The organism is Sphingomonas jeddahensis, assembly GCF_001981525.1.
Taxonomy (GTDB): domain Bacteria; phylum Pseudomonadota; class Alphaproteobacteria; order Sphingomonadales; family Sphingomonadaceae; genus Sphingomonas; species Sphingomonas jeddahensis.
The window spans coordinates 127,216-152,363 of sequence record NZ_MPSB01000007.1; the positions used below are offsets into that span (position 1 = coordinate 127,216).

Genomic DNA, 25,148 nt, shown 5'->3' on the forward strand with positions numbered 1-25,148 from the left:
GAGAGCAAGGTTCGCGACGAACCGAACTAGCGTACGGCACGCACAACCGGGCCGATTTCCTCCGGCGCATCCGCCACGATCGCTAGCATTGCCGTCCACGCGGCGACATTCTGGCGCAGCTTTTCCGGATCCACTCGATCGAGCGTGTCGTCGGGTGTGTGGTGGACATCGAAATAGTCGAGGCCGGACTGGTTGAGATCCACGCCCGCTACGCCGCCGGCTATGATCGGTTCGATATCGGCGCCGTCACCGCCGCCCGCGGTGCCCCGAACGATGCCAAGCGGCGCCAAGGCGGTGGCGAGGCGATCGGCGACCGGCGTTGCGCTGTCCGGCAGCGTGCTTTCGAAGCGCCACACCTTGTCGGCGCCGAAATCGCTTTCCGCGGCGATGGCGTGGCGTTCCTTGCCGTGCTTCGCAGCGTAGTCGCGGCCGCCGAAGCCGCCGACCTCCTCCGCGCCGAACCAGACTACGCGGATAGTGCGGCGCGGCCGCTTGCCGCTGTCGAGAATGCGCTTGGCGGCCGCGGCGGTGATCGCCACGCCGCTGGCATCGTCAATCGCACCGGTGGCGAGATCCCAGCTATCGAGGTGACCGCCGATCAGAACAATGCCGGCGTTTGGATCGGTGCCGGGCACCTCAGCGATGACATTGCCCGATTCCTGCTCGCCGACCTGGCGAGGAGTGAGGAGAAGCTTCATCCGGATCGGCTTGCCGCGCTTCGCCATCGCCTCGATCAGCTTGGCGTCGGGAACGGATAGGGCGGCGGCGGGGATCGGCGCGACGCCGTTGCGGAAATAAGTGGTGCCGGTGTGGGGCAGGCGGTGCGTGTCGGTGCCGATCGACCGGATGACGATCGCCGCTGCGCCCTTGCGTGCCGCGAGCGCCGGGCCGGCGAAGCGAGCGACACCCGCCTGGCCATAGCTGGAGCCGTCCTGTGTCTTGGGCATGGTGTTGCCGACATAAGCGATCTTGCCGGCGAGGCTGCCGTCGGGCGCGGCGGCGAGATCCGCATATGTGGGGAAGATCACCATGTCGGCCTCGATGCCCTGCGCGGGCGTGGCGCCCGAATTGCCCAGCGCGGCGAGATGCAGCTTCTGGGGGAAGGGAGCGACGATCTCGGCGCGCTCCTCGCCGCGCTCCCAGACGGGCATGCGGTATGTTTCGATCCGCACGTTCTTGAAGCCGAGCGCCTTGAGCTTCGCCACGCTCCAGGTGCGGGCGCGCGCCTCCGCCTCCGTGCCGGCGAGGCGTTGGCCGACCTCCGTCGTCATGCCTTCGACGATGTCATAGGCGACGTCGTCGGTGAGAGCGGCGTCGCGCAGCTTCGCAACGCGCGGGTCGATCGGGCCGGAGGCCTGCGCCAGGGCGGGCGCGGCGCTGGCGAGCAGCAGGGCGGCGAGGGTGAGGCGCTTCATCATGACCCTCGCGTAAGTCGCCGCACGCGGTTTGCCAACGGCCCGGCGCAGCATTACATGCGCTGCAACACTTTCCAGCCATTCCAGTTACGGAGCAGCAGGCGACCCATGGCCGTCCAGTATACTTACGTCATGAAGGGTCTGACCAAGACCTTCCCGGGCGCCAACAAGCCGGTGCTCAACAACATCCATCTGCAGTTTATCCCTGGCGCGAAGATTGCGATCATCGGCCCGAACGGTTCGGGCAAGTCGACGCTGATGAAGATCATGGGCGGGATCGACACCGACTTCACGGGCGAGGCCTGGGCGGCCGAAGGCGTGAAGGTCGGCTATCTACCGCAGGAGCCACAACTCGATCCGGACAAGACGGTGATCGAGAACGTGCGCCTCGGTGCCGGGCCGATTGCGTCGATGGTCGATCGCTTCAACGCGATCTCGGCCGAGATGGGCGATCCCAAGGACGACACCGACTTCGACGCGCTGATGGAGGAAATGGGCGATCTTCAGGCCAAGATCGACGCGGCAGATGGCTGGAGCCTCGATTCGCAGCTGGAGCAAGCGATGGAGGCGATGCGCTGCCCACCGTCGGACTCGCCGGTGACGAACCTGTCGGGCGGCGAGAAGCGCCGCGTGGCTCTGGTGCGGCTGCTGCTGGAGAAGCCCGATATCCTGCTGCTCGACGAGCCGACCAACCACCTCGACGCGGAGAGCGTCAGCTGGCTGGAGAACTTCCTCAAGGAATATACCGGCAACGTCATCCTGGTGACGCACGACCGCTACTTCCTCGACAATGTCGTGAACTGGGTGCTCGAGCTCGATCGCGGGCGCTATTACACCTATGAGTCGAACTACTCCGGTTACCTGGAGAAGAAGGCCAAGCGGCTCGAGCAGGAAGAGCGCGAGGAGCAAGGCAAGCAGAAGGCGATCGCCGACGAGCTCGCCTGGATGCGCCAGACGCCTAAGGCCCGCCAGACCAAGTCCAAGGCGCGTATCCGCGCGTTCGACGAGTTGATGGAGAAGCAGGAAAGCCGCGTCGCCAGCAAGGCAGCGATCCTGATCCAGCTGCCCGAGCGGCTCGGCGGCAAGGTGATCGAGGCCAAGGGGCTGACCAAGTCCTATGGCGACAAATTGCTGTTCGAGAATCTCGACTTCACGCTGCCGCCCGGTGGCATCGTGGGCGTGATCGGGCCGAACGGCGCGGGTAAATCAACGCTGTTCAAGCTGATCACCGGACAGGAGCAGCCCGATGCCGGCACGATCGAGGTCGGATCGACGGTGAAGTTGGGCTATGTCGACCAGAGCCGCGACGAACTCGATCCGAACAAGAACGTTTGGCAGGAAATCTCCGACGAGCTGGAGGTCTTCCGCTTCGGCAAGCAGGAGATGGGGACGCGCGCCTACGTTGGCGCGTTCAACTTCCGCGGGCCCGACCAGCAGAAGAAGGTCGGCCAGCTATCGGGCGGTGAGCGCAACCGCGTTCACATGGCCAAGATGCTGAAGGAGGGCGGCAACGTCCTGCTGTTGGACGAACCGACCAACGATCTCGACGTCGAGACGCTGCGCGCGCTGGAAGAGGCGCTGGAGACGTTCGCGGGATGCGCGGTGGTGATCAGCCACGATCGCTTCTTCCTCGACCGCCTGTGCACGCACATCCTCGCGTTCGAGGGCGACAGCCATGTCGAGTGGTTCGAGGGGAACTTCGAGGCTTATGAAGAGGACAAGCGGCGTCGCCTCGGCGATGCGGCGGATCGTCCGACGCGGCTCGCGTACAAGAAGCTGACGCGATGATTGGAAGGGGCGAGCGGCAAAATGCCGTTCGCCCTGGCGTGTCGAAGGGTGTGTCACGGGTGACGGCTTTTGAGGCACGTGCTTCAACAGGCCCAGCACGAACGGAACGCGATCCGCAAAAGTTATAAGTTGTCAGTCACGATCGTCAGGTTGGGGATCGTGGCGGCTGACAGCGGTGCGCCGAAAGTAATCTCGCGGTTTTCCCCATAGCCGTCATTCGCGGGCGACCACATCTGGCGGATGAGACGGCCCTCTAGGTTGGCGACCCAATACTCCGGTATGCCGGCACGCGCATAAGCTTCCTGCTTTTCGCCCAGATCTTTGCGAAGTGTCGTGTCCGAGACCTCAACAATCAGGGCAACGCTCGCGCCTGGGATCAGGCCATCCCCGTCCGGCTCGCTAGTGAGCAGAAGATCGGGCTCCGGCGCATCTTTGCCGGACAGTGCGACGCTCGCCTCAATGAACAGGGTCAATGGAGATCCGGCGGGCAGTGCAGCCTTGATCGCTTCGTACAACGCCATCTTGAGGCGAACGTGCGGCCGGTGCTGCGCGTTCATGAAGAAGATCTCTCCATCGATCAGCTCGGTCTTTTGGTAATTGGCAAACGCGCCGCTGCCGTCGAGCAACAGATAATCGTCGAGCGTCAGCTTCACCGGCAGGTGGCTGGTGTTCATGGGGAGCAGCTCGGTCATCGCGGCGAGGCTATCATGGTGGTGTCCTCGCCGCCAAACGCCGCAGCCTTACTTCCGCTCCGCCGCGCTTTCCGCTCTGATGGCGCGGAACTCGGAGGCGGGGCGCCATTCCGGCCAGACGCCGGCCTTGGACAGACGCCGGCCCATGGCGTGGAACAAGTCGACGTCCTGTGCCGGGCCGGTGAAGTCCCAATCCGGTGTCCAGGCGTCGCAAGTCTTGTGATAGCAGGCCATATAGCCGTCGAGCCACTTCTGGCCCGCCGCGCGGCCGCCCTCGCGCATGTCGCTCGCGCCACCCAGCGCCATCAGCTGGAGCGCGGGCACGCCGCGGCGGACGACGGAGAAATGGTCCGCGCGGTAGAACAGGCCGCGTTCGCTGGCTTCCTCGGGCGTGATCGTGCGGCCCTGCTTGGCCGCGGCGTCGGTCAGCATGTCCTCCAGCGAGGACTGGCCGGCACCGACGAGGATCACGTCCTTGGCGAGACCTGCGGTCTGGAGGATGTCGAGCGTCAGATTGGCGGCGGTCTTCTCCAGCGGGCTGGTGGGACGCGTTGCATACCATTCGGAACCGAGCAGGCCGCGTTCCTCCGCGGTCCATAGTGCAAACACGAGCGTGCGCTCCGGGGCAGGGCCGGTCTTGAACAGGCGCGCGAGCTCCATCACGCCGGCGACGCCAAGTGCGTCGTCATTGGCGCCGGGCCGGATCGTCCGGCCCTGCGCATCCGGCGGGCCTTCGCCATAAGCGTCCCAGTGAGCGGCGAATTGCACCGTTTCGTCCGGCTTCACGCGACCGGGAATCTTGGCGAGGACGTTGGCGCTTTCGATCCGTTCGACGGTGACGGGGAGCTTGGCGGTGAACCGTGCCTTGAGCGGCACCGGTTTGAAGGCGGCGGAGCGGGCCTGGAAGCGAAGCGCGGTCAGGTCCATGCTCTCCGCGGCGAACAGCTTGGTAGCCGCTTCGCCCGACAGCCAGCCCTGAAGCGCAATGCGCTGATCCTCGGGCCCTCGGACGATGTCGTAATTCTCGCCGTTCGAGGCGTTGGCCGTGGACCAGGGGTAGCCGGCGCCGGCGGTGTCATGGACGATCAGCGCGCCGATCGCGCCACGACGGGCGGCTTCCTCATATTTGTACGTCCAGCGCCCGTAATAGGTCATGCGCTTGTCGCCGAAGCGCCCCTTGGCATCGACGCCCTCGGGTGCCTCGAAATCGGGATCGTTGACCAGGAAGACGGCGACCTTGCCTTTGAGGTCCAGGCCCTTGAAGTCGTCCCACTTCGCTTCCGGGGCCTCCACGCCATAGCCGACGAAGACGAGCGGCGCGTTCTCGATCGCGACTGTCGGATCAGGGCGCACGGTGGTGAGCGCGACATCGGTGCCCTGGCGCAGCTGAGTTCCGCCGAAACTGACCGGGCCATCGGCGAGGCGGGTGTGGATTAGCGGCACCTTCTGCGTCCAGCTGCCGTCCGGGCCGCCGGGCTGGAGGCCGAGCGCCTTGAAGCGCGCGATCGCCCAATCGATCGTCTTCTTTTCGCCCTCGGTGCCAGGCGCGCGGCCGCCGAACGGATCGGAGGAGAGTTCCTTGGTCATCGCCGACAGCTTTGCAGGGTCCGTCTTCGGCGGCTCGGTCGCGGCAATGGCAAGGAGGGGCAGAAAGTAGGCGATCTTCTTCATTAGCGGGTCCTACGAACGAACACGCGGCCGTCTTCTCGCCGCTCGGTCTGAAAATTGGAAACGGCCGCGATCAGGTCCGACAGGCGCTTGTAGCCGTAATTGCGCACGTCGAAGCTGGAGCGGTTGGCGGCGAGCTGCCCCATCGCGGACAGGCTGACGAAGCCGCGTTCGTCGCGCTTCACCGCGGAATAGGCGTCAATCAGCAATTTGACGAGTTCGTCATCGATCATGCCCGGCTTCTTGAAGACGACCGGCTCGGATGGAGTGGCCGCGGGGGTCACTGGCTCCGCCGCGGGTTCAGCAATGGCAGGTGCAGGCGCTGCCTGCGCTTTCCGGCTTTCCTCCTCGGCAGCAAGCAACTGGTCGACGTCAATGAAGCGGGTGCACGCGCGCTTGAAGCCTTCGGGCGTCTTCGCCTGGCCGAAGCCGTACACGGGCAAGCCATCCTGTCGAAGCCGAGTCGCAAGCGGCATGAAGTCTGAATCAGAGGACATGATGCCGAAGCCTTCGACGCGGCCGCGGAACAGAAGGTCCATCGCGTCGATGGTCATCTTCATGTCGGTGGCGTTCTTGCCCTTGGTGATGTCGAATTGCTGCTGCGGCTCGATGCCGTGCTTGATCATCATGTTGACCCAGCCGCTGAGCGCCGGCTTGGACCAGTTGCCGTAGCCGCGGCGGATGTTGACGGTGCCGAGCTCGGCCAGGACGGTGAGCACCGGATCGATCGCGTGCCAGCTGGCATTATCCGCGTCGATCAGCAGCGCGATGTTGCGGGTGGGGGTGTCGTCGCTCGCCATGCCCCAGCGCCATCGGCGCTGGGGGCGGGCAGGTCAACCGGGTGCGCTCAGTCGTTGCCGCGGCGGTCGCTTCGATACGCCTGGTCGGCGTCGATATCGTTCTGCTTCTGCGGGCGCGTGGTGCCGTCGGGATCGTCCACTTGCTTCAGGTCCGCCTGAGAGCCGATGTCGCGCTGGAGCGCGCCGCCGCTGGAGCCGGGAACGGCATCGCCGGCGGGGATCATGCCTTCGATCACGTCCTTGTCGTCATGGTCGCGGGCAGTGGTGGTGCGGGGATTCTCGGCCATTTTCCGTTCTCCTTGTGCGGGGAAGAACGGACCAGCGCCGTCGGCGGTTTCGTCAGGCGAGCGGATAAGCGACGGCGATCACCTCATATTCCTTTTCGCCGGCGGGCAGCGACACACGGCGCAGATCGCCGATGGCGGCGCCGCGCAGCGCGCGGGCGAGCGGGGCGTTCCAGCCGACCCGCCCCTGCGCGGCGTCCGCTTCGTCGTCGCCGACCAGAGTGAGGGTACGATGGTTGTCGTCTTCGTCGGCAATCGTGACGGTGGCGCCGAAATAAACGCGGCTACGGTCGGGGGCTTGCGACGGATCGACAACTTTGGCCGCCTTCATTCGTTTCGACAGGAAGCCGAGGCGGCGGTCGATCTCGCGCAGGCGCTTGCGGCCGTAGATATAGTCGCCGTTTTCAGAGCGATCGCCGTTGCCCGCGGCCCAGGCGATCGTTTCGACCAGGGCGGGGCGCTCGGTGGCGAAGAGCTGCTCGTATTCGGTGCGCAGCGTCGCATAGCCGGCGGGGGTGATGTAATTCGGGCGGTCCATCGTGCTTTCGTCATGCCGGGCTGGCTGCGGCATCCACTGTGCCGGCTTTGCTCCGTCCGATGAGTATGCGGGCCGGTGGATGCCGGGACAAGCCCGGCATGACGGCGCGATCACCCCGCCCGGTTACGTCCGAGATACCAGCTGAGGTTCGCCGGGCCGCGGCTCTTGGCGCGAGGCGGGTTCATGAGATCATAAACGACCGCATTCTCCAGCACGCGCTGCACATAGTTGCGGGTTTCGAGATAGGGGATTGCCTCGATCCACTCGACCATGTCGACGCCGCCGGTACGCGGGTCGCCGTTGGCACGCAGCCATTTGTTCACGTTGCCCGGTCCGGCATTATAAGCGGCGATCGCGAGCGGATAGCTGCCGTAAATCCCGAAGATCCGCTGGAAATAGCTGGAGCCGAGCTGCGTGTTGTAGCTGGTGTCGGTGGTCAGGCGGCCGGGCTCGTACGGCAGCCCCATCTTGCCCGCCTGCTCGCGCGCGGTGCCGGGCATCAGCTGCATCAGCCCGCGTGCGCCGGCATGCGACACGGCGGCGCGATCGAACTGGCTTTCCTGCCGCGCGATGGCGTGAATCATCGTCCACTGGCTTTCGTAGCCGGATGGCACGGTGACGGTCGGGAAGGCGATGGCGCTATATTCGGTCTGATCGTTCTGCATCGCCTTGCGACCGACGATCACGCCCAGGTCCGGCCGGCGCAGCGAGCGCGACAGTTCGTCGGCCAGGAAGTGGTCGGCGTCGCTTTCCACGTCGGCGGCGATGACCCGGATAAAGGCGGTCTGGTCTTGATACTGGCCGATCGATCCCAGGAACTGCGCCGCGCGCACCGTTTCGCGCTGGAAGAAGGCCTGGCGGGTCGCGGGATCGATCGCCGGTGGTGCGACCTCGGGCGGCGCAGTGAGCGGCCGGCGCATGTGTTCGAGCGAGAGCTGACCGTAGAATTGGTCGCGGTAGCCGGCAGCCCGGGTAAAGAAGGCGGTCGCGTCGGCGGTGCGGCCGGCGGCTTCGGCGGCGCGGCCGGCCCAGTAGAAGCCCTTGGCGCGGGTCTGCGGCGATTGGCTGCCACGGCCGTAGCGATCGAACATCGTCATCGCGTCCGCTGGGCGGCGCAACTGCTTCAGCGCCGTCTGCCCGGCGAGCCAGACGAGGCTCGTATAATCGTCGCGCTCGCCATAAGGTTGTTTTGACACGTCGGTGCCGGGCGGAAACGCATCATCGACCTGGCGAGCGATGTCATAGGCGAGCTGGTGCTGGTTGTCCGACGCGGCGGCCCGCGCATTGGTCAGCAGCACCTCGTAGAATTCTTCAGCATCGCCTGGCACGCGCATGCCGGCGGGGCGGCTGCGCGCCAGCCACGAACGCGCGCTGGCAGAGGCGCCGCTGTTGCGCAGCCAGGTCGCCTTGTCGGCAATATAGCCGGCATCCGATGCGCCAGCGGCATCATTGGCAGCGGCGAGCGACGACGCGCGCTCCGCATCGGTGCGAAACGCCAACCGCGCCTCGAACAGCGCGCGCCGGGCAGGGGAAGTATAGCCAATCTGGCGCGCGGCGGCGCTGGTGGAGCCTTGCCAGAGGAGCATGTCCATCCGCGCGTCATGATCCTCCGGCCGGAAGGCGCCGGCAAAGCTCGTCAACAGCGTGGATTCATCGGTCGGCGACAGAGCACCGCGGCGCCATGCGTCGCGCGCGGCCTCATACGCCTGCGTGGTGGCGCCGGTCGCCTGCAACGCCTTGGCATAGGCCACCGCGCCGGCGGCAGTCAGCGGCGGATAGCGGCGGAAGAAGGCGACAGTGTTGGCGGGCGTGGCATAGCCGGTGCCGGCCTGCCGTTCGGCCGTGCGGCGGTTTGCAGCCTCGTTGGGCCAGCCCGGATGGGCAAGCAGGAAACCGGCATAGCTGTCGAACGGCAGTGAATCGGTCTGCTGCAGGGCGCGCCATTGCGCCAGCGCGACGGTGAGATTGCCGCTCGGCTGCGGGGTCGCTGCCAACGGCTGCCCCTGCGTCATCAGATTGGCCGCGCGGGTGCGCGCCGATTCGTCCTGATCCTGCGCGACGAGCAACGCCGCCCCGACCCCTAATGCCAGTGTGATCAATGCCCCTGCCTTCAATCCGGTCACCATTGTGGACAGAATAGCCGGGTAACCCGTATCTGTCCTGAACGACCCAACGCGCTTCCCCCGATTTCAGGAGCAAAGAATGTTTTCCGGTTCGATTCCGGCGCTCGTCACGCCGTTCGACGCCTACGGCCGCTTTGTCGAAGCCGCCTATCGCGATCTTATCGAATGGCAGATCGCAGAGGGGTCCTCGGCGCTGGTGCCGTGCGGCACGACGGGCGAGGCGGCGACGCTGACCAAGGACGAACAATTCGCGATCGTGAAGGTGTGCGTCGATCAGGCGAAGGGCCGCGTCCCGGTGATCGCCGGCGCGGGATCGAACGACACGCGCGTCGCGGCGGCCAACATCGCGGCGGCGAAGGAAGCTGGCGCGGATGCGGCGCTGATGGTCCCGCCATATTACAACCGTCCGTCGCAGGAGGGCATCTACGAACATTTCGCCGCGCTGGCACCGGAATCGCCGCTGCCGATCGTGCTGTACAACGTGCCGTCCCGCACGGTCACCGACATCTTGCCCGAGACGCTGATCCGCATCGTGGCGGCGTTCCCGAAGGTGTTCGTGGCGGTGAAGGATGCATCGGGCGTGCTCCAGCGCGTATCGCAGCACCGCGCGGCACTGGGTGGGGGCTTTTGCCAGCTGTCGGGGAATGACGATCTGGCGCTGGCCTATAATGCCGTGGGCGGCGTGGGCTGCATCTCGGTGACCGCCAACGTCGCGCCGCGGCTGTGCGCCGAGTTCCAGGCCGCCGGCACAGGGGAAGCGGCACTGGCGCTGCACGACCGACTCTTCGCACTACATGCCGCGCTGTTCACCGATGCCTCGCCGGGCCCGGTCAAGTACGCGATGACCAAGGTACGGCCGGGCTTCCCGGCCGGGCTGCGCCTGCCCATGACATTGCCAAGCGAGGCGAGCCGGACGGCGGTGGATGACGGTTTGCAGCAAGCGGGGCTGGTTTAACACACCCTCACAATCCCGCCGCAATCCTCCCGCACGCTCCGGCGAACATCGTCGGAGTCGCCATGCCGGGTTGGTGGATGCTCGCGTTGCAGGTCGCCGGTCCGCCCCTTCGCGGCCAAGCCGGCGCCCGAGCGGCCATGTCCCGCCGCGCGTCCCGGCGAGGAGATCGTCGTGTGCGCGCGACCGAACGACCGTTTCCGCTTGAAGCCGCTGCCCGAACGCTTTGTCGCCGAGCGCGCGCCACCCAAGGCCGAAGCGGCGATCCCGGGAGTCGGCACTGTCGCGGCGGAGGTGGATCAGGGTGCCGATGCGCAGGGAGGCTCGATCAATCGTGCGATGATCCGGTTGCGTATCCCTCTGGGTGCCAAGAAACGCTGACGGCCCCGCTTCCCACGACCGGTGCGACGCCTTACATCGCGCGGTCCATGTCACGTCCCAAGCCCGCCACCTTCGACAAGAAGAAGATCGTCGCCGAGAACCGCCGCGCGCGGTTCGATTACGAGATCGACACCAAATACGAGGCCGGCATTGTCCTGACCGGCACGGAGGTGAAGAGCCTGCGCTTCGGCGAAGGGTCGATCGCGGAGAGCTACGCCGAGGTCACCGAGGGCGGGGTGTGGTTGATCAATTCCAACATTCCGGAATTCAGCCACGGCAACCGCTTCAACCACGAACCCAAGCGGCCCCGTAAACTGCTGCTTCATGAGCGCGAGGTAAACAAGCTCCACGGCGCGGTGGCGCGCGATGGCATGACCCTGGTTCCGCTGATGGTCTATTTCAACGGGCAGGGGCGCGCGAAAGTGGAGTTGGCGTTGGCAAAGGGCAGAAAGGCGCACGACAAGCGCGAGCATATCAAGGAGCGCGACTGGAAGCGTGAAGCCGGCCGTATCATGCGCGATCGCGGTTGATGGCCACGCGCGTGCCGAACCTCTGGCAGCGCTTCGCCGGCTGGTGCCATCGCAACCTGCCGACCCGCGAATCGATGGAGCAGAGCCGTTTGCTCCGCCCTGTCGCGCATCGCGTATTGGCGCCGGAATTGTGGCGGTTCACGCGGCGGTCGGTGCCGCGGGGTGTTGCTTTGGGAATGGTGACGGGAATCCTGTTTCCGGTGGCGCAAATTCCGTTTTCTGCACTGCTGGCTCTGCCATGTCGCGCCAATATTCCGGCCGCCGCGCTGACCACCTTCATCACCAATCCGGTGACGACGCCGCCCTTGTGGGTGCTGGCCTATTGGATCGGCAAATGGGCGCTGCATCTCGATGAGGCGTTGCCGGGCGATCCGGTGAGCCGGGCCGCGCATGACGCGGCGAATTCCGGGTGGATGCAATGGCTTATGTCCGATGCGGCACCCGCCACCGCGCTCGGCCTGCTGATCGTGACGGGGGTGCTGTCGCTGGCCGGCTATGGCTTGTCGGCGCTCGGCTGGCGGGTGTGGATCGCGCGCAAGTGGCGGCATCGTCACAATCGCAACCACGTTGACGAGGCGTCTTAAGCGGATAGAACACGTGCCTTCTACAGTCTGAAGGCCAGTTTCTCCATGCGTCCATCGCTCCTTATCGCCGCCATCCTGTCCACCACCGCTGCGGTCACCATCGCCCAAACGCCGGGCCAGAAGACGACCGCCGCGGGCAAGAACGGCAAGATTGCGCCCGCCAAGACGGCTCCGGCGGGCAATGACGGGCCGCAGCTTGGCACCTTTGGCTTCGACATGGCTGGCCGCGACACAAGCGTGCCGCCGGGCAACGACTTTTATGATTACGCCAACGGCACGTGGGACAAGACGACCGAGATCCCGGCCGACCGTTCCACCTACGGCATGTTCCACCGGCTGCAGGATCTGTCGCGCGAGCAGACGCGCACGATCCTGGAGGAACAGGCGAAGCAGCCGGGCAGCAAGTCGGGCGATTTCTACACCAGCTTCCTCGACGAGGCGGCGGTGAACGCCAAGGGCGTGACGCCGGTGAAGCCGTGGATCGCTGCGATCAAGGATGCAGCCAGCAAGGAGGCGCTCGCCGCCGAAGCCGGCCGCATGCAGCGCCGCGGCGCGGGCACGCTGTTCGGCATGTACGTCAACCAGGACGACAAGAACCCCGACACCTATGCGGTCGTGATGGGTCAGTCGGGCCTCGGGCTGCCGGATCGCGATTATTACCTGAAGGACGACGCCAAGCTCGCCGCCAACCGCACCGCCTATCAGGCGTATCTCGCCAAGATGCTAACGCTGGCCGGCGAGCCGAACGCCGATGCGCGCGCCGCAGCCGTGGTGGCGATGGAGAAGGCGATCGCCGCGGCGCATTGGACGCGCGTTGAAAGCCGCGATGCCGACAAGACCTACAACAAGCTGACATTCGAGGAGCTGACCACCCGCGCCCCGGGCTACGACTGGGCGGCGCACTTCAAGGCGGCGGGCATTCCGACCAATGGGCCGCTGCTGGTCGCGCAGCCGAGCGCCTTCACCGGCGAGGCGAAGGTGTGGGCGGATACGCCGCTGCCGGTGTTGAAGGATCATCAGCTACTGCGCATGCTGTCGAGCTATGCGCGTTATCTCTCGAAGGACTTCGACGACACGCGCTTCGCCTTTTATGGCACCGAATTGTCCGGCACGCCGCAGCAGCAGGCGCGCTGGAAGCGCGGCGTTGACCTCGTCAGCGAGCATCTCGGCGAGGATCTCGGCAGGGTCTATGTCGCGCGTTACTTCCCGCCGGAATCGAAGGCGGCGGCCGACGATCTGGTCAAGAACGTCATCACCGCGATGGGCGAGCGGCTGAAGAAGCTGGAGTGGATGGCGCCTGAGACCAAGCAGAAGGCGCTGACCAAGCTCGCCGCCTTCACGCCCAAGATCGGCTATCCCGACACCTGGCGCGATTACACCGCGCTGGAGATCAAGCGTGACGACCTGGTCGGCAATGTCGCGCGCGGCAACGAGTTCGAGTTCCAGCGCAACCTCGACAAGCTCGGCAAGCCGATCGATCGCGGCGAGTGGTTCATGACACCGATGACGATCAACGCTTATGCCAATCCGACGATGAACGAGATCGTCTTCCCGGCGGCGATCCTGCAGCCGCCGTTCTTCGATCCCAAGGCCGATCCGGCGGTGAATTACGGCGGCATCGGCGCGGTGATCGGGCATGAGATCAGCCACCATTTCGACGATCAGGGCCGGAAATACGATCCGACCGGCAAGCTGGCGGATTGGTGGACCGAGAAGGACGTTACTCAGTTCAAGGCCTTCACCGACCGGCTGGTGGCGCAGTACGACGCCTATGAGCCGCTGCCGGGGCAGCATGTGCAGGGCGCGTTGACGCTGGGCGAGAATATCGCCGATCTCGCTGGCCTTACCGTGTCGCTCGATGCCTATCGCCTGTCGCTGGGCGGCAAGAAGGCGCCGGTGATCGATGGGACGACGGGTGAGCAGCGGTTTTATCTCGGCTGGGCGCAGGTGTGGCGGACCAAGTATCGCGACCAGACGCTGCGCCAGCTGCTGCTGACCGACCCGCATTCGCCGGGGCCGGAGCGCGCGAACGTCGTCCGCAACCTCGATCCTTGGTACAGCGCCTTTGGCGCCCGTCCAGGGCAGAAGCTGTTCCTGACCGACGAGCAGCGCATCCGCATCTGGTGATCGCATCGGCGCCGCATCCCTGCTTGACCTCATCGTCTTGACGGGGATGCGGCGCGGATCGAAGGGCAGGAAATGGCGACACTTCCTCCCTTTCGCGCGCAGCGGCTGACCTCCGAAGGCGCGCTGGGGATCGCGATCGCCGCCGGGGTGATCGCGGCGCTGCTGATCCTGTGGCTGATCGGCGACCCGGTGGTGGCGATCGGCTTTGCCAGCGCCGGCATCGTGCTGGGCGGGGTGGCGGTCGCCTGGCGATCGCTCGCGCCAGTTGCGCCGCCCCTGGCGCCGGAAATCGACTGGCAGTTGGTACGCGCGCTTGCTGAAGAAAGCCCGGATGCGATCGCGATCACCGATCGTGCCGGGCGGCTGGTGTGCGCGAACGACGGCTTCGGGGAGATGTTTGCCGGCCTGCCGACGCCCCCGGGGCTCCCGATCGGTGAGGCCGGCGTGGGGGCGCTGGCCGAGGCGGGCCGCGCCGCGTGGCGCGACGGACGCGCCAAGGTGGACCGCGCGGAAGTCGCCGGGCGCCCGATCTCTATCGAGGTGCTGCGGACAGGGCATCAGCACGATCTGCTGGTGTGGCGCGCTGTATCCGCGATGGAATCGGATAATAGCCGTGCGCTGGCCGAGGCGCTTTCGGGCGCGCTGGGCAAGCGACTGGCGGAATCAGGCATCATGGCCGCGCTGCTCACCACGGACGGACGCGTGCTGGCTGCCGATCCGGTGCTGCGCGTGCGGGCGATGGGCCGCTCCGAGGCGCCGATCGAGGGCGCGGATTTTGCGCGCTTCCTTGTCACCGACACGCGTGGCCTGATCCGGTTTCAGCGCGAGGGGGGCGAAGGCAACCCGCTTCGGTTGGTGCAGGTGCCGTTCGCCGATTTTGACGGCTCGCCGATCCTGGTGGCGCTGCTCGACGAGGAGGAAGCGCCGGTCAGCTATGGCAATGGCGCGGCGGCGCATATCCGCACATTGGTGCAACTGATGCCGGTAGGGATCGCGCTGGTCGATCGCGACGGACGTTTCCTTGAGATGAATGACGCTTTCGTTCGCGCGGCATGCGTCGATCGGGCGGCGCCGCCGCTGTACCCCGGTGATCTGGTGGTGCGCGAAGACAAGGCTGCGGTCGCGGACGCAGTGCGGCGCTTTGCCGGCGGCGGTGCGGCGCATAATGCCGACATGGCGGTGCGGCTGCGCGACGTGCCGGACGAACCGGTGGTGCTGTCAATCGCCGGCGCACGCGGGCTGGGCGACGCGGCGGTGGTGCTGAGCCTCAAGGATAATGGCGAGGAAACGCGGCTGAAGCGTGAAGTGGCGCAGGCGACCAAGATGCAGGCGGTGGGGCAGCTTGCCGGCGGGGTGGCGCATGATTTCAACAACATCCTGACCGCGATCATCGGCCATTGCGACCTGATGCTGATGCGCCATTCGCCCGGCGACAGCGATTATGACGACATCCAGCAGGTGCGGAACAACTCGAATCGCGCGGCGGCGTTGACGCGCCAGTTGCTCGCCTTTTCGCGCCAGCAGACCTTGCGGCCGCAGATATTGCAGTTGCCCGACGTAGTTTCGGAAGTGTCAAATCTGCTCAAGCGCTTGCTGGGCGAAACGGTGACACTGGAGGTTCGTCACGGTCGCAATCTGGGGCCTGTGCGCGCCGATCCGGGCCAGCTGGAACAGGTGGTGGTCAACCTGGCGGTGAATGCGCGCGACGCGATGACCGCCAAGCATCCACACGGCGGTGGCAAGCTGACGATCCAGACGAGGTCGGCGACGCTCGGCGAGATCCGCCGGCGCGGGCCGGATATCATGCCGGTGGGCGAATATACTGCGTTGGAAATTTCGGACACCGGATCGGGCATCCCGCCAGACGTGCTGCCCAAGATCTTCGAGCCGTTCTTCACCACCAAGGAGGTGGGCAAGGGTACGGGGCTCGGCCTTTCCACCGTTTACGGGATCGTGAAGCAATCGGGCGGCTATATCTTCGCCGACTCCAAGCCGGAACAAGGGGCGACCTTCACCATCTATCTGCCTGTCCATGCCAGCGGGGAGCCGGTGGCGCCGCGCAAACCTGCGGCCAAGCCAAAGCCGGCGGAGGTATGGGGCACCGGCACGGTGCTGCTGGTCGAAGACGAGGACATGGTGCGCGCGGTTGCGGAACGGGCGCTGACCCGGCAAGGCTATACCGTGCTGACGGCGGAGAATGGGGAAGTGGCGCTTGAGCTGATCGACCAGCATCCGCGCCCCGATCTGCTGGTGAGCGACGTGGTGATGCCGGCGATGGACGGACCGACCATGGCACGTAAGATTCGCCAGCGTTATCCCGACCTGCCGATCCTGTTCATGTCTGGCTATGCTGAAGAGCAACTGCGCCGATCGATCGACATCGAGCAAGTGGCGTTCATTCCCAAGCCATTCTCGGTGCAGCAGTTGGCGGAAGCAGCGCGCGATGCGCTGGCGCAGGGTAGATAAGGGGCGCGTTTTGGCGACTTGCCGGTGCGGATGTGGCCAAAACGCATCGCTACGTCCTTGTTATGCGGGGACATTGCGGGACCGTTTCGATCGCTCTAAGGGCAGGGCATGACCAGCCGTGTCCTGCTCGTCGAGGATGAGCCGCTTATCGCCATGATGCTCGAGGATTTCCTCGATGCGCTAGACCGTCAGTGCGCCGGGACGGCGGATTGCGTCGCCACTGCGCTTCCGCTGGTGGAGGCTGGCGGTTTTGATTGCGCCATCCTCGACGTCAATCTGCGCGCTGGCGAGAAGAGTTGGCCAGTCGCTGCGGCGTTGGCGGAGCGGAACATCCCCTTTGTATTCGCCACTGGTGGTGCGGACGACATGATCGCGGAGGAATTTCGCGGACGGCCGATCCTGCAGAAGCCGTTCACGCTCGACGGCGTCGAAAAGGCGCTGACCGCGCTCTGACGCGCTTCGCTGTCATTTTTGATCATCTGTAGCGGCGGAGACTATCCTTTACTTGCGTATCGTGCCGCTGACGCATAGCGGGCGCGCATGACGCATCAATTCGACAAGTCCCGCCTGCCGAGCCGCCACGTATCGGTCGGCCCGGAGCGCGCGCCGCATCGCAGCTATTATTATGCCATGGGTCTCTCCGAGGAGCAGATCGCGCGCCCGTTCGTGGCGCTGGCGAGCGCGGGCAACGATAGCGCGCCTTGCAACACGACGCTGGACGCGCAGGCAGATGCGGCACGCCGCGGGGTGGAGCAGGGCGGCGGCATGCCGCGGCGCTTCAACACGATCACGGTCACTGACGGGATCGCGATGGGGCACCAGGGGATGAAGGCCAGCCTCGTCAGCCGCGAGGTGATCGCCGATTCAGTCGAGCTATCTGTTCGCGGGCATTGCTATGATGCGCTGGTGGGGTTCGCGGGGTGCGACAAGTCGCTGCCGGGCATGATGATGTCGATGCTTCGGCTGAACATTCCGTCGATCTTCGTCTATGGCGGGTCGATCCTGCCGGGTCGGTTCCAGGATCGCGACGTGACGGTGGTGGACGTTTTCGAGGTGGTCGGGCGCTATGCAGCCGGCACCTGCCCGATCGAGGAGGTCCATGCGCTCGAGAAGGTCGCGTGCCCGGGCCATGGTGCGTGCGGCGGGCAGTACACCGCCAACACCATGGCGTGCGTCGGTGAGGCAATCGGTTTGTCCTTGCCGAACAGCAACATGGTTCCGGCTCCTTATACCACGCGCGAGCAGATCGCGGTGGCCGCCGGGGCGCAGGTGATGGAGCTGCTCGCGCGCAACATCCGCCCGCGCGACATCTGCACCCGCGAGGCGTTCGAGAATGCGGCGCGGATCGTCGCGGCGACTGGCGGATCGACCAACGGCGCGCTCCACCTGCCGGCGATGGCGCATGAGGCAGGAATCGAGTTCGATCTGTTCGACGTCGCCGAAATCTTCAAGTCGACGCCCTATTGCGCGGACTTGAAGCCAGGCGGCCAATATGTCGCCAAGGACATGTACGAGGCTGGCGGTGCCTACATGCTGATGAAGTCGTTGCTGGCCGAGGGGCTGCTGCATGGCGACTGCATGACGGTCACCGGCAAGACGTTGGGCGAGAATATCGATGAGGTTACCTGGAACCCGAACCAGAAGGTAATCTACGACGCGAAGACCCCGATCACGCCGACCGGCGGCGTCGTCGGTTTGCGCGGCAGCCTCGCGCCCGATGGCGCGATCGTGAAGGTCGCCGGCATGCACCGCCTGCAGTTCGAAGGGCCGGCGCGCTGCTTCGATTGCGAGGAGGATGCGTTCCAGGCGGTCGAGCACCGGCAAATTCAGGAAGGCGAGGTGGTCATCATCCGCTACGAAGGGCCCAAGGGCGGGCCGGGGATGCGCGAGATGCTATCCACCACCGCCGCGCTTTACGGGCTGGGCATGGGCGAGAAGGTGGCGTTGATCACCGACGGGCGCTTCTCGGGCGCGACGCGTGGCTTCTGCATCGGGCATGTTGGCCCGGAAGCCGCCGAAGGCGGGCCGATCGCGCTCGTCGAGGACGGCGACACGATCCGCATCGATGCCGAGGCAGGGACCATCGATCTGCTCGTCGCGGAGGACGTGCTGGCGGCGCGGCGCGCGGCGTGGCAGCCGCGAGTGTCCGATTACGGGTCAGGCGCGTTGTGGCGCTATGCGCAGAACGTCGGGCCAGCGTACAAGGGAGCGGTTACCCACCCCGGAGCTGCTGCCGAAACTCATGTGTACGCGGATATCTAGCGCATTGTTGCTTGCTCTTGCCGGGTGCGGCCAGGCGCAGACCGACACGGAGGTGCTGGCGCAGGTCGAAGCCAATCAGGCGGTCGAGGCCGCCGAGGACGGGCGCGTGCAATGCGCGCCCGGCGGTGCGGAGGCGTTTGCGCGCGTGTGCGAAATTGAGCGGGCCGAGAGCGCGCGGGGCATGGTGCTGACGGTGCGGCATCCCGACGGCGGGTTTCGCCGGCTGCTGGTGACCAGCGACGGGCGCGGGGTGATCGCCGCGGACGGCGCCGAGCCCGCCGAGGTGACGCTGGTCGGACGGGACGAGATCGAGGTGGCGATCGGCGACGATCATTATCGGCTCCCGGCAACGACGCGCAGGGCGGCGCAGTGATCCGTTTGGATGGACTGCCAATCGTAACGACTGAGCAGATGCGCGCGGCAGAGGCTCAGGCGATCGCCGCCGGGGCGACGGTCGACGGTTTGATGGCGCGCGCCGGCGAGGCAGTGGCCGAGCAGGTCCGGCGGCTAGCAGCGGGCGCCGAGGTGCTGGTGGTGTGCGGGCCGGGCAACAATGGGGGCGACGGCTATGTCGCGGCGGCGGCACTGAAGCGTGCCGGCCATTCGGTGCGCGTCGCCTGCTTCAGCGAGCCCCGCACGGCGGCGGCGGGCGCAGCGCGCGCGCGCTGGACGGGGGCGATCGAGCCATTGTCCGAAGCGATGCTGGCGCCGGTGCTGCTCGATGCGATGTTCGGCGTGGGGCTGACGCGTGAGCTGGACAAGGGCGTGACGGGATCGCTGCGCCGGCTGATCGAGGGGGCGCGCCTGTCGATCGCGGTGGATGTGCCGAGCGGCGTATCCAGCGATGATGGTGCAAGCCTTGCGGATCTGCCGCCGGTCGACGTCACGCTTGCTCTGGGTGCGCCCAAGCCGGCGCACGTGCTTCAGCCGGCGGCGCAGCGCTGCGGCGCGGTGCGCGTGCTCGACATTCGCGTGGCAGTGGAAGGATCGGTGCGGGTGGCCGCGGCGCCGCGGCTCACCCGGCCGGTGCCCGAGGCGCACAAATATTCACGTGGGTTGGTCGCCGTCGTGGGTGGCGCGATGCCCGGAGCAGCGGCGTTGACCGCGACGGCAGCGGCGAGGAGTGGCGCCGGCTATGTCCTGCTGCTCGGCAGCGCGACGGATCGGCTACCGCATGCGATCGTGCGGCGACGCTTTTCGGCCGAGGCGCTGGGCGACGAACGCGTCGGGGCGGTGGTGATCGGACCTGGTCTGGGGCGTGAGGACCAGGCCAAGGGGCGGCTGGATGCGGCGCTTGCCTGCGGGCGACCGCTGGTGATTGATGGCGATGCGCTCCATCTGCTTGACGGGCGCAAGGTGGATGGGCCGATGATCGTCACGCCGCATGCCGGCGAATTCACGGCGATGTTTGGCGAAATTGGAGGAAGCAAGATCGAACAGGCGCATGAGGCGGCGCGGCGCTCGGGAGCAATCGTGGTTTTCAAGGGCGCGGATACGGTGATTGCGGCGCCGGATGGGCGCGTGGTGGTTCAACCGGACGGCCCCGCCTGGCTGTCGACCGCGGGCACGGGCGATGTGCTTGCCGGAGTGATCGGCGCACGGCTGGCTGCAGGGGGCGATCCGTTCGAAGCGGCGGCCGACGGCGCGTGGCTGCACGCCGAGGCGGCGCGGCTCGCCGGCCCGGCGTTCATGGCCGATGACCTCGCGGCGCATCTGCCCGTCGCGATTGGACGTTGCCTGTGAGCGACGCGGCCGAGATCGTGCGCGTCGCGGCGCGCGGTGAGGGCGTCACCGCTGATGGCCGGCATGTTCCCTTTGCGGCCCCGGGCGATCGGCTGCATGGTGACGGCGCGATCGAGCGCGGGCCGCACCACCAGCTGCCGCCGTGCCGCCACTTTCCGGAATGTGGCGGGTGCCAGCTCCAGCATCTCGACGAGGCGGCGTGGAGCGGGTTCATCGTCGATCGAATCGCCGGGGCGCTCGCGGCGCAGGGGCTTTCGACCGACATTCGCCCGCCGGCGTTATCTCCGCCGCGCACGCGCCGTCGCGCGAGGCTGCATGCCGAAGCGTCGGGCCGGATCGGCTTCGCCATGGAAAAAAGCCACGCGATTATCGATCTTGCAGAATGCCATGTGCTGGCGCCCGAGCTGTTCGCGCTGGTCGCGCCGCTGCGGCGGCTGATCCATGTGCTTCGGCCCAAGCGGCGGCTGGACGTGCACCTGACGCTCGCGGATCAAGGCGTCGACCTGCTCATCAATGGCATCATGCCGGAAGGGCTCGCGGCGGCGGAAGCTGTGACGGCTTTTGCGCAGTCGCAGAGCCTGGCGCGCATGGCGTTTGACGAGGGTTTTGGCCCGGAGGTGCGGTGGGAACCAGATGCAGTGACGGTGACGCTTGGCGGCGTGGCCGTTCCCATGCCGCCAGCTTCCTTCCTTCAGGCGACGCGGGAAGGCGAGGCCGCGCTGGTGGCGGCAATGCGGGAGGCAGTTGGCGATGCGGCGGTCGTAGCAGACCTGTTCGCGGGCTTGGGCACCTTCGCACTCGCGCTGCCGGGGCGGGTGTATGCGGCTGAAGCGGGGCGTGAGGCAATCATGGCGCTGAAGGTCGGCGCGGCGCGGGCGCAACGGACCGTGTTCACCGAGCATCGCGACCTGTTCCGCCGGCCGCTCACCCCGGCGGAGCTCGACCGATTCGGTGCGATCGTGATCGATCCGCCACGCGCCGGTGCGAAGGAGCAGGCGCAGGCGCTGGCGGCCGCAAGGGTTCCGCGGATAGCCTATATCTCCTGCAATCCCAGCAGCTTCGCCCGCGACGTGAAGACGATGGTCGAGGGTGGGTGGCGGCTGGACTGGCTCCAGCCAGTCGGCCAGTTCCGATGGTCCACGCATGTGGAGCTGGCGGCAAGCCTCAGTCGCGGACCGAGCAGGTGATCGCCGCCAGCCTATGCGGATGAGTCAGGTGTGTGGCGTGCGAGTCTTTGCGCGCGATGTAGCGCGTCCGGCGCGGGCGCGGCCGAGCCCGCTAGGTGGGCTTTCGCTTGGCAACTTGAGCTGAACAGACACGATCGTTCCGCGGCTGGTAAAGCGGGACGTGAAGATGATGGTCATGAGGCAAGTCCTCCGAGGCGCCATCGCCCGTCACTGACATACGTCCGATCCTCCCGACGCAGCCGCGGAAAAAGTCCGATCTGGAGCGAACAGTTCACGGTGCAAGGTGAGAACAAGCTAAGAACGTGCCGTGAACAATGGCGCAGCATCCGGCTTCAGGCTTTTGGTCGAGGGCGACGTTGCATGTTTTCGCCGGCCGGAGTTCGCGTCCGATCTGGTCACCTATGACGTGATGCCGCCCACGGTCGCGAACCGCTTGATCAGTTCCAGCCTACCTGGCTTGGGAGCGAGCGCGACGCGTATTCAGGTCCTGAACCCGATCTTGCGACGCTGGCAGACCATGCGGACGGCCCGAGGAACCAAGCGCTGCCACGTTTTGGATAATGTCGCCTATGTGGTGGAGGGCGAAGCTGCGACAAGCGCCGCACGCAGCTTGTCCGACTTGAGAGCTTTCGTGGCGAGGGCGGAGGTTCACCTTGGCTTGTCAGATTTCCCGGCGCGCGTGTCTTTGCTCGACGGTGATGCGTCGCGATCTGCGCTGGATGGTAGCGGAACGATCGACCTCGGCTGGATGGTCTATGATCTGAAAAGCGGCGGCCGTTCGGCGCCACGCTTCTTCCGAGCGGTAATGCAGGATGGCGTCATGGCTATTCCGCCGCAAGAGTTGGCTGATCTGGCGACATAGCCTGGGCGTCCGACCCGGGCGCCACCTTCATGCCCGAGGCGCTGCGCCATGGAACCAGCAGTCGCCTGACTCGTCATGGCATTGAGCTTCCGTGCCAAGGGGATGCGCGGGCGCGCCTGACACACAGCCGAAGGATCATGTGATGGGATTGTTCACCAAGGACATTGCGACGCTCGACGACCTGTTCGTGCACACCCTGCAGGACATTTACTATGCCGAGCACCAGATCACCAAAGCGTTGCCGAAGATGATCGAGAAGGCGACTGCGCCGGACCTGCGCAAAGGATTCGAGAAGCACCTGAAGGAGACCGAGGGTCAGATCGCGCGGCTGGAAAAGGTGTTCGAGATGCACGGGGAGAAGCCAAAGGCGGTGACCTGCCCCGCGATCGACGGCATCATCAAGGAAGCCAATGAAGTTGCGGGCGATATCGCCGACAAGCGCGTGCTTGATGCGGCACTGATCGCGTCGGCACAAGCGGTCGAGCATTATGAGATTACCCGCTACGGCACGCTGATCGCCTGGGCGGAGGAACTGGGCCGCAGCGATTGCGCCAAGGTGCTCGCTGAGACGTTGGCGGAGGAACGGGCCACTGATGAGGTGCTCACCAAAATGGCGACGAGCAAGGTGAACGCGAAGGCGGAAGCTGTCAGCGCGTGAGGTTTGAGGCCCCTCCCCATCAGTGGAGGGGCGAAGATGGTCAGATGTCGGCGGTGAGGCGGCCGTATAGTTCCGGGCGGCGGTCGCGGAAGAAGCCGAAGGCGGCGCGGTGGCGTTTGACTCGGTCGAGATCGAGCGTGGCGGTGATCACGCCTTCTTCCTCACGGTTGAGCTCGGCCAGGACGTCGCCGCGCTCGTCGGTGATGAAGCTGGTGCCGTAGAAGGTCTGGCCGTGCTCGACGCCGACGCGGTTCGCGGCCACGACCGGGACGACGTTCGATACCGCGTGACCAACCATCGCGCGGCGCCACAGCCGGGCAGTGTCGAGCGAGGTGTCGTGCGGTTCGCTGCCGATCGCGGTGGGGTAGAACAGCACTTCGGCACCCATCAGCATCAATGCGCGGGCCGTTTCGGGATACCATTGATCCCAGCAGATGCCGACGCCGAGCTTGGCTGGGCCGTCCCAGACCTTGAAGCCGGTGTTGCCGGGGCGGAAGTAGAATTTCTCTTCATAGCCGGGGCCGTCGGGGATGTGGCTCTTGCGGTAAACGCCCTGGATCTTGCCGTCGGGGCCGATCATGGCGAGGCTGTTATAGTGGTGCGGGCCGTCGGCTTCGAAGAAGCTGGTGGGGATCGATACCTTGAGATCGGCGGCGAGCGCTTGCATGGCGAGGACCGCCTTGTGCTCCGCCGTTGGCTTGGCGTTGGAGAACAGGCCTTCGTCCTCAACGCGGCAGAAATATTCGCCCTCGAAGAGTTCGGGGGGGAGGATCACCTGCGCGCCCTTCGCGGCGGCCTCCCGCACCAGGCGGGAGACGTTGGCGATGTTCGCGTCGATGTCGGCGGAGAAGGCCAGCTGCAGCGCGGCGACGGTGATCTCGGTCATGCGCGCGCATGTAGGGTAACACACACACGCTCGCTACCCTCTTCCCTGCTCGCCTCCAGCTTGTCGAAGGGCGTGCCGCAAGCGCTGCCGTTTGGGGGCACGTGCTTCGACAGGCTCAGCACGAACGGGGAAGGGTGGCGAAGAAGGGCAGCCCTTCGACAAGATCCGGGCGAACGGACGGCGTCAAAAGATCGTGTAGCCGCCGTCGATGGTGAAATTGTCGCCGGTGTGGAAGCGGGAGGCGTCGGAGGCCAGGTAGACCGCGATGCCGCCGAAATCCTCGGGCTCGCCCCAGCGGCGCATCGGCACGCGGGTGGCGATCACCTTGTCGTTGAAGCGATCATTGCCTTGCGCCCGCGCGGTCATGTCCGTCGCGATCCAGCCGGGGAGGATGGCGTTGGCGCGGATGCCGTGGCGGGCATATTCGACCGCGATCCCGCGCATCATCGGCAGCAATGCGCCCTTGGTGGCGGCATAGGCCTGGTTCTTCGGCGCGCCGTGGATCGCTGAGGTGGAGGAGGTGGCGAGCAGCGAGCCGCCAGCGTCGCCTTGCTTTGCCCGCGCGACCATGTGGCGGGCGGCGGCGCGCAGCGTCCAGAACACGCCGTCGAGGTTCACCGCCAGCACGCGGCGCCACAGGTCGGTGCTCATCGTGTCGAAGCTTTCGGCGCCTTCGCCCATGCCGGCATTGGCGGCGACAAAATCGAGGCGGCCCATCGTCTCGGCGGCGCGATCGATGGCGGCGTCCACCGCGGCTTCGTCCGCCACGTCGACGCGCTCGACCAGCACGCGGGTGCCGTGAGCGGATAGGCGTTTCTCGGCGGCGGCGTTCTTGGCGGGGTTGTTGCCCCAGATCACCACGTCCGCGCCGGCCTGCGCCAGGGCATCCGCCATGCCGATGCCGATCCCGCCGTTGCCGCCAGTGATCAGCGCTACCTTTCCGCTGAGATCGAAGGGTGAATAGGGCATTTTTTCCTCTCCTGTTGTTTTTTGGTCAGCCTGTTTGGGATGGCGATTGCAGGGAATGCAATCGAATGTTGAGGAAGTTGAGGCTCTGGCGCGGTTTTTGCCGACCGGATTCAACATCGGCGCGAGTCGGGGCGGGGGCGTGGGAGTAGGCGCAGGCGTGGGCCATGGTGGGAGTGTGACATGGCGGCGGGGTGTAGGACAGCCCTACTCCTCCCCGGCACGGGGAGGAGTAG

The 25,148-nt window shown here is 66.1% G+C and carries 23 protein-coding genes; 14 read left to right on the forward strand and 9 right to left on the reverse strand.

Annotated features, from left to right (window positions below; genetic code table 11):
* Positions 1–26: 26 nt before the first annotated feature.
* A complete protein-coding gene (locus SPHI_RS09495; protein ID WP_076744719.1) occupies positions 27–1,415 on the reverse strand; it encodes a M20/M25/M40 family metallo-hydrolase in 1,389 nt (462 codons plus the stop codon).
* 108 nt (positions 1,416–1,523) lie between these two features.
* Between SPHI_RS09495 and ettA the strand changes: the two genes are divergently transcribed.
* Positions 1,524–3,203 carry an energy-dependent translational throttle protein EttA gene (gene ettA, locus SPHI_RS09500; protein ID WP_076744681.1) on the forward strand — a complete coding sequence of 560 codons (1,680 nt, stop codon included), beginning with the start codon at positions 1,524–1,526 and terminating at the stop codon, positions 3,201–3,203.
* Positions 3,204–3,325: 122 nt separating this feature from the next.
* On the opposite strand, the gene SPHI_RS09505 is transcribed toward ettA, so the two are convergent.
* The 6 genes from SPHI_RS09505 to SPHI_RS09530 form a co-directional block, all read right to left on the reverse strand.
* Entirely contained in the window at positions 3,326–3,895 is a 570-nt protein-coding gene (locus tag SPHI_RS09505) for a Uma2 family endonuclease (protein WP_076744682.1), read from the reverse strand.
* Between the two features lie 48 nt (positions 3,896–3,943).
* Positions 3,944–5,566 carry a M28 family metallopeptidase gene (locus tag SPHI_RS09510; RefSeq protein WP_076744683.1) on the reverse strand — a complete coding sequence of 541 codons (1,623 nt, stop codon included), beginning with the start codon at positions 5,564–5,566 and terminating at the stop codon, positions 3,944–3,946.
* A complete protein-coding gene (locus SPHI_RS09515; protein ID WP_076744684.1) occupies positions 5,566–6,363 on the reverse strand; it encodes an NYN domain-containing protein in 798 nt (265 codons plus the stop codon). The genes SPHI_RS09510 and SPHI_RS09515 overlap by 1 nt, the downstream gene beginning before the upstream one ends.
* Positions 6,364–6,410: 47 nt before the next feature.
* Positions 6,411–6,650, reverse strand: a complete 240-nt coding sequence (locus tag SPHI_RS09520) for a hypothetical protein (protein WP_076744685.1) — start codon at positions 6,648–6,650, stop codon at positions 6,411–6,413.
* A 52-nt stretch (positions 6,651–6,702) separates the two neighbouring features.
* Positions 6,703–7,185: a transcription elongation factor GreB gene (gene greB / locus SPHI_RS09525; protein ID WP_076744720.1), complete on the reverse strand. Its 483-nt coding sequence runs from the start codon at positions 7,183–7,185 to the stop codon at positions 6,703–6,705.
* A 110-nt stretch (positions 7,186–7,295) separates the two neighbouring features.
* Positions 7,296–9,311, reverse strand: coding sequence for a lytic transglycosylase domain-containing protein (locus SPHI_RS09530; protein ID WP_076744686.1), 2,016 nt, complete (start codon positions 9,309–9,311; stop codon positions 7,296–7,298).
* Between the two features lie 76 nt (positions 9,312–9,387).
* Between SPHI_RS09530 and dapA the strand changes: the two genes are divergently transcribed.
* From dapA to SPHI_RS09595, 13 genes are all read left to right on the forward strand, one after another.
* Positions 9,388–10,263, forward strand: coding sequence for a 4-hydroxy-tetrahydrodipicolinate synthase (gene dapA / locus SPHI_RS09535; RefSeq protein ID WP_076744687.1), 876 nt, complete (start codon positions 9,388–9,390; stop codon positions 10,261–10,263).
* Positions 10,264–10,434: 171 nt separating this feature from the next.
* Positions 10,435–10,641: a hypothetical protein gene (locus SPHI_RS09540; RefSeq protein WP_076744688.1), complete on the forward strand. Its 207-nt coding sequence runs from the start codon at positions 10,435–10,437 to the stop codon at positions 10,639–10,641.
* 47 nt (positions 10,642–10,688) lie between these two features.
* Positions 10,689–11,171 carry an SsrA-binding protein SmpB gene (gene smpB, locus SPHI_RS09545; protein WP_076744689.1) on the forward strand — a complete coding sequence of 161 codons (483 nt, stop codon included), beginning with the start codon at positions 10,689–10,691 and terminating at the stop codon, positions 11,169–11,171.
* Positions 11,171–11,755, forward strand: coding sequence for a DUF2062 domain-containing protein (locus SPHI_RS09550; protein WP_076744690.1), 585 nt, complete (start codon positions 11,171–11,173; stop codon positions 11,753–11,755). The genes smpB and SPHI_RS09550 overlap by 1 nt, the downstream gene beginning before the upstream one ends.
* 45 nt (positions 11,756–11,800) lie before the next feature.
* Positions 11,801–13,882 carry a M13 family metallopeptidase gene (locus SPHI_RS09555; protein ID WP_076744691.1) on the forward strand — a complete coding sequence of 694 codons (2,082 nt, stop codon included), beginning with the start codon at positions 11,801–11,803 and terminating at the stop codon, positions 13,880–13,882.
* A 72-nt stretch (positions 13,883–13,954) separates the two neighbouring features.
* A complete protein-coding gene (locus SPHI_RS09560) occupies positions 13,955–16,348 on the forward strand; it encodes a response regulator (protein ID WP_076744692.1) in 2,394 nt (797 codons plus the stop codon).
* Between the two features lie 108 nt (positions 16,349–16,456).
* Positions 16,457–16,801 carry a response regulator gene (locus SPHI_RS09565; protein WP_076744693.1) on the forward strand — a complete coding sequence of 115 codons (345 nt, stop codon included), beginning with the start codon at positions 16,457–16,459 and terminating at the stop codon, positions 16,799–16,801.
* 87 nt (positions 16,802–16,888) lie between these two features.
* A complete protein-coding gene (ilvD, locus tag SPHI_RS09570; RefSeq protein WP_076744694.1) occupies positions 16,889–18,610 on the forward strand; it encodes a dihydroxy-acid dehydratase in 1,722 nt (573 codons plus the stop codon).
* 7 nt (positions 18,611–18,617) lie between these two features.
* Positions 18,618–18,983 (forward strand): hypothetical protein, encoded by a 366-nt coding sequence (locus tag SPHI_RS09575; protein ID WP_233130839.1) that lies wholly within the window; start codon positions 18,618–18,620, stop codon positions 18,981–18,983.
* Positions 18,980–20,353 (forward strand): bifunctional ADP-dependent NAD(P)H-hydrate dehydratase/NAD(P)H-hydrate epimerase, encoded by a 1,374-nt coding sequence (locus SPHI_RS09580; RefSeq protein ID WP_076744696.1) that lies wholly within the window; start codon positions 18,980–18,982, stop codon positions 20,351–20,353. The genes SPHI_RS09575 and SPHI_RS09580 overlap by 4 nt, the downstream gene beginning before the upstream one ends.
* A complete protein-coding gene (locus SPHI_RS09585; protein WP_076744697.1) occupies positions 20,350–21,540 on the forward strand; it encodes a class I SAM-dependent RNA methyltransferase in 1,191 nt (396 codons plus the stop codon). The genes SPHI_RS09580 and SPHI_RS09585 overlap by 4 nt, the downstream gene beginning before the upstream one ends.
* A gap of 307 nt (positions 21,541–21,847) precedes the next feature.
* Positions 21,848–22,402, forward strand: coding sequence for a CRISPR-associated protein Cas5 (gene cas5, locus SPHI_RS09590; RefSeq protein WP_076744698.1), 555 nt, complete (start codon positions 21,848–21,850; stop codon positions 22,400–22,402).
* A gap of 142 nt (positions 22,403–22,544) precedes the next feature.
* On the forward strand, positions 22,545–23,060 hold the full coding sequence (locus tag SPHI_RS09595; RefSeq protein WP_076744699.1) for a YciE/YciF ferroxidase family protein: 516 nt from the start codon (positions 22,545–22,547) through the stop codon (positions 23,058–23,060).
* 40 nt (positions 23,061–23,100) lie between these two features.
* Here the strand turns inward: SPHI_RS09595 and aguB are convergent, their stop codons facing one another.
* A complete protein-coding gene (gene aguB / locus SPHI_RS09600) occupies positions 23,101–23,946 on the reverse strand; it encodes an N-carbamoylputrescine amidase (RefSeq protein WP_076744700.1) in 846 nt (281 codons plus the stop codon).
* A gap of 183 nt (positions 23,947–24,129) precedes the next feature.
* On the reverse strand, positions 24,130–24,915 hold the full coding sequence (locus SPHI_RS09605) for an SDR family NAD(P)-dependent oxidoreductase (RefSeq protein WP_076744701.1): 786 nt from the start codon (positions 24,913–24,915) through the stop codon (positions 24,130–24,132).
* Positions 24,916–25,148 lie beyond the last annotated feature (233 nt).

Bases quoted from the DNA above. Each gene is read 5' to 3' on its own strand.
- SPHI_RS09495 (WP_076744719.1), bottom strand. From the start codon at position 1,415: ATGAAGCGCCTCACCCTCGCCGCCCTGCTGCTCGCCAGCGCCGCGCCC.
- ettA (WP_076744681.1), top strand. From the start codon at position 1,524: ATGGCCGTCCAGTATACTTACGTCATGAAGGGTCTGACCAAGACCTTC.
- SPHI_RS09505 (WP_076744682.1), bottom strand. From the start codon at position 3,895: ATGACCGAGCTGCTCCCCATGAACACCAGCCACCTGCCGGTGAAGCTG.
- SPHI_RS09510 (WP_076744683.1), bottom strand. From the start codon at position 5,566: ATGAAGAAGATCGCCTACTTTCTGCCCCTCCTTGCCATTGCCGCGACC.
- SPHI_RS09515 (WP_076744684.1), bottom strand. From the start codon at position 6,363: ATGGCGAGCGACGACACCCCCACCCGCAACATCGCGCTGCTGATCGAC.
- SPHI_RS09520 (WP_076744685.1), bottom strand. From the start codon at position 6,650: ATGGCCGAGAATCCCCGCACCACCACTGCCCGCGACCATGACGACAAG.
- greB (WP_076744720.1), bottom strand. From the start codon at position 7,185: ATGGACCGCCCGAATTACATCACCCCCGCCGGCTATGCGACGCTGCGC.
- SPHI_RS09530 (WP_076744686.1), bottom strand. From the start codon at position 9,311: ATGGTGACCGGATTGAAGGCAGGGGCATTGATCACACTGGCATTAGGG.
- dapA (WP_076744687.1), top strand. From the start codon at position 9,388: ATGTTTTCCGGTTCGATTCCGGCGCTCGTCACGCCGTTCGACGCCTAC.
- smpB (WP_076744689.1), top strand. From the start codon at position 10,689: ATGTCACGTCCCAAGCCCGCCACCTTCGACAAGAAGAAGATCGTCGCC.
- SPHI_RS09550 (WP_076744690.1), top strand. From the start codon at position 11,171: ATGGCCACGCGCGTGCCGAACCTCTGGCAGCGCTTCGCCGGCTGGTGC.
- SPHI_RS09555 (WP_076744691.1), top strand. From the start codon at position 11,801: ATGCGTCCATCGCTCCTTATCGCCGCCATCCTGTCCACCACCGCTGCG.
- SPHI_RS09560 (WP_076744692.1), top strand. From the start codon at position 13,955: ATGGCGACACTTCCTCCCTTTCGCGCGCAGCGGCTGACCTCCGAAGGC.
- SPHI_RS09565 (WP_076744693.1), top strand. From the start codon at position 16,457: ATGACCAGCCGTGTCCTGCTCGTCGAGGATGAGCCGCTTATCGCCATG.
- ilvD (WP_076744694.1), top strand. From the start codon at position 16,889: ATGACGCATCAATTCGACAAGTCCCGCCTGCCGAGCCGCCACGTATCG.
- SPHI_RS09595 (WP_076744699.1), top strand. From the start codon at position 22,545: ATGGGATTGTTCACCAAGGACATTGCGACGCTCGACGACCTGTTCGTG.
- aguB (WP_076744700.1), bottom strand. From the start codon at position 23,946: ATGACCGAGATCACCGTCGCCGCGCTGCAGCTGGCCTTCTCCGCCGAC.
- SPHI_RS09605 (WP_076744701.1), bottom strand. From the start codon at position 24,915: ATGCCCTATTCACCCTTCGATCTCAGCGGAAAGGTAGCGCTGATCACT.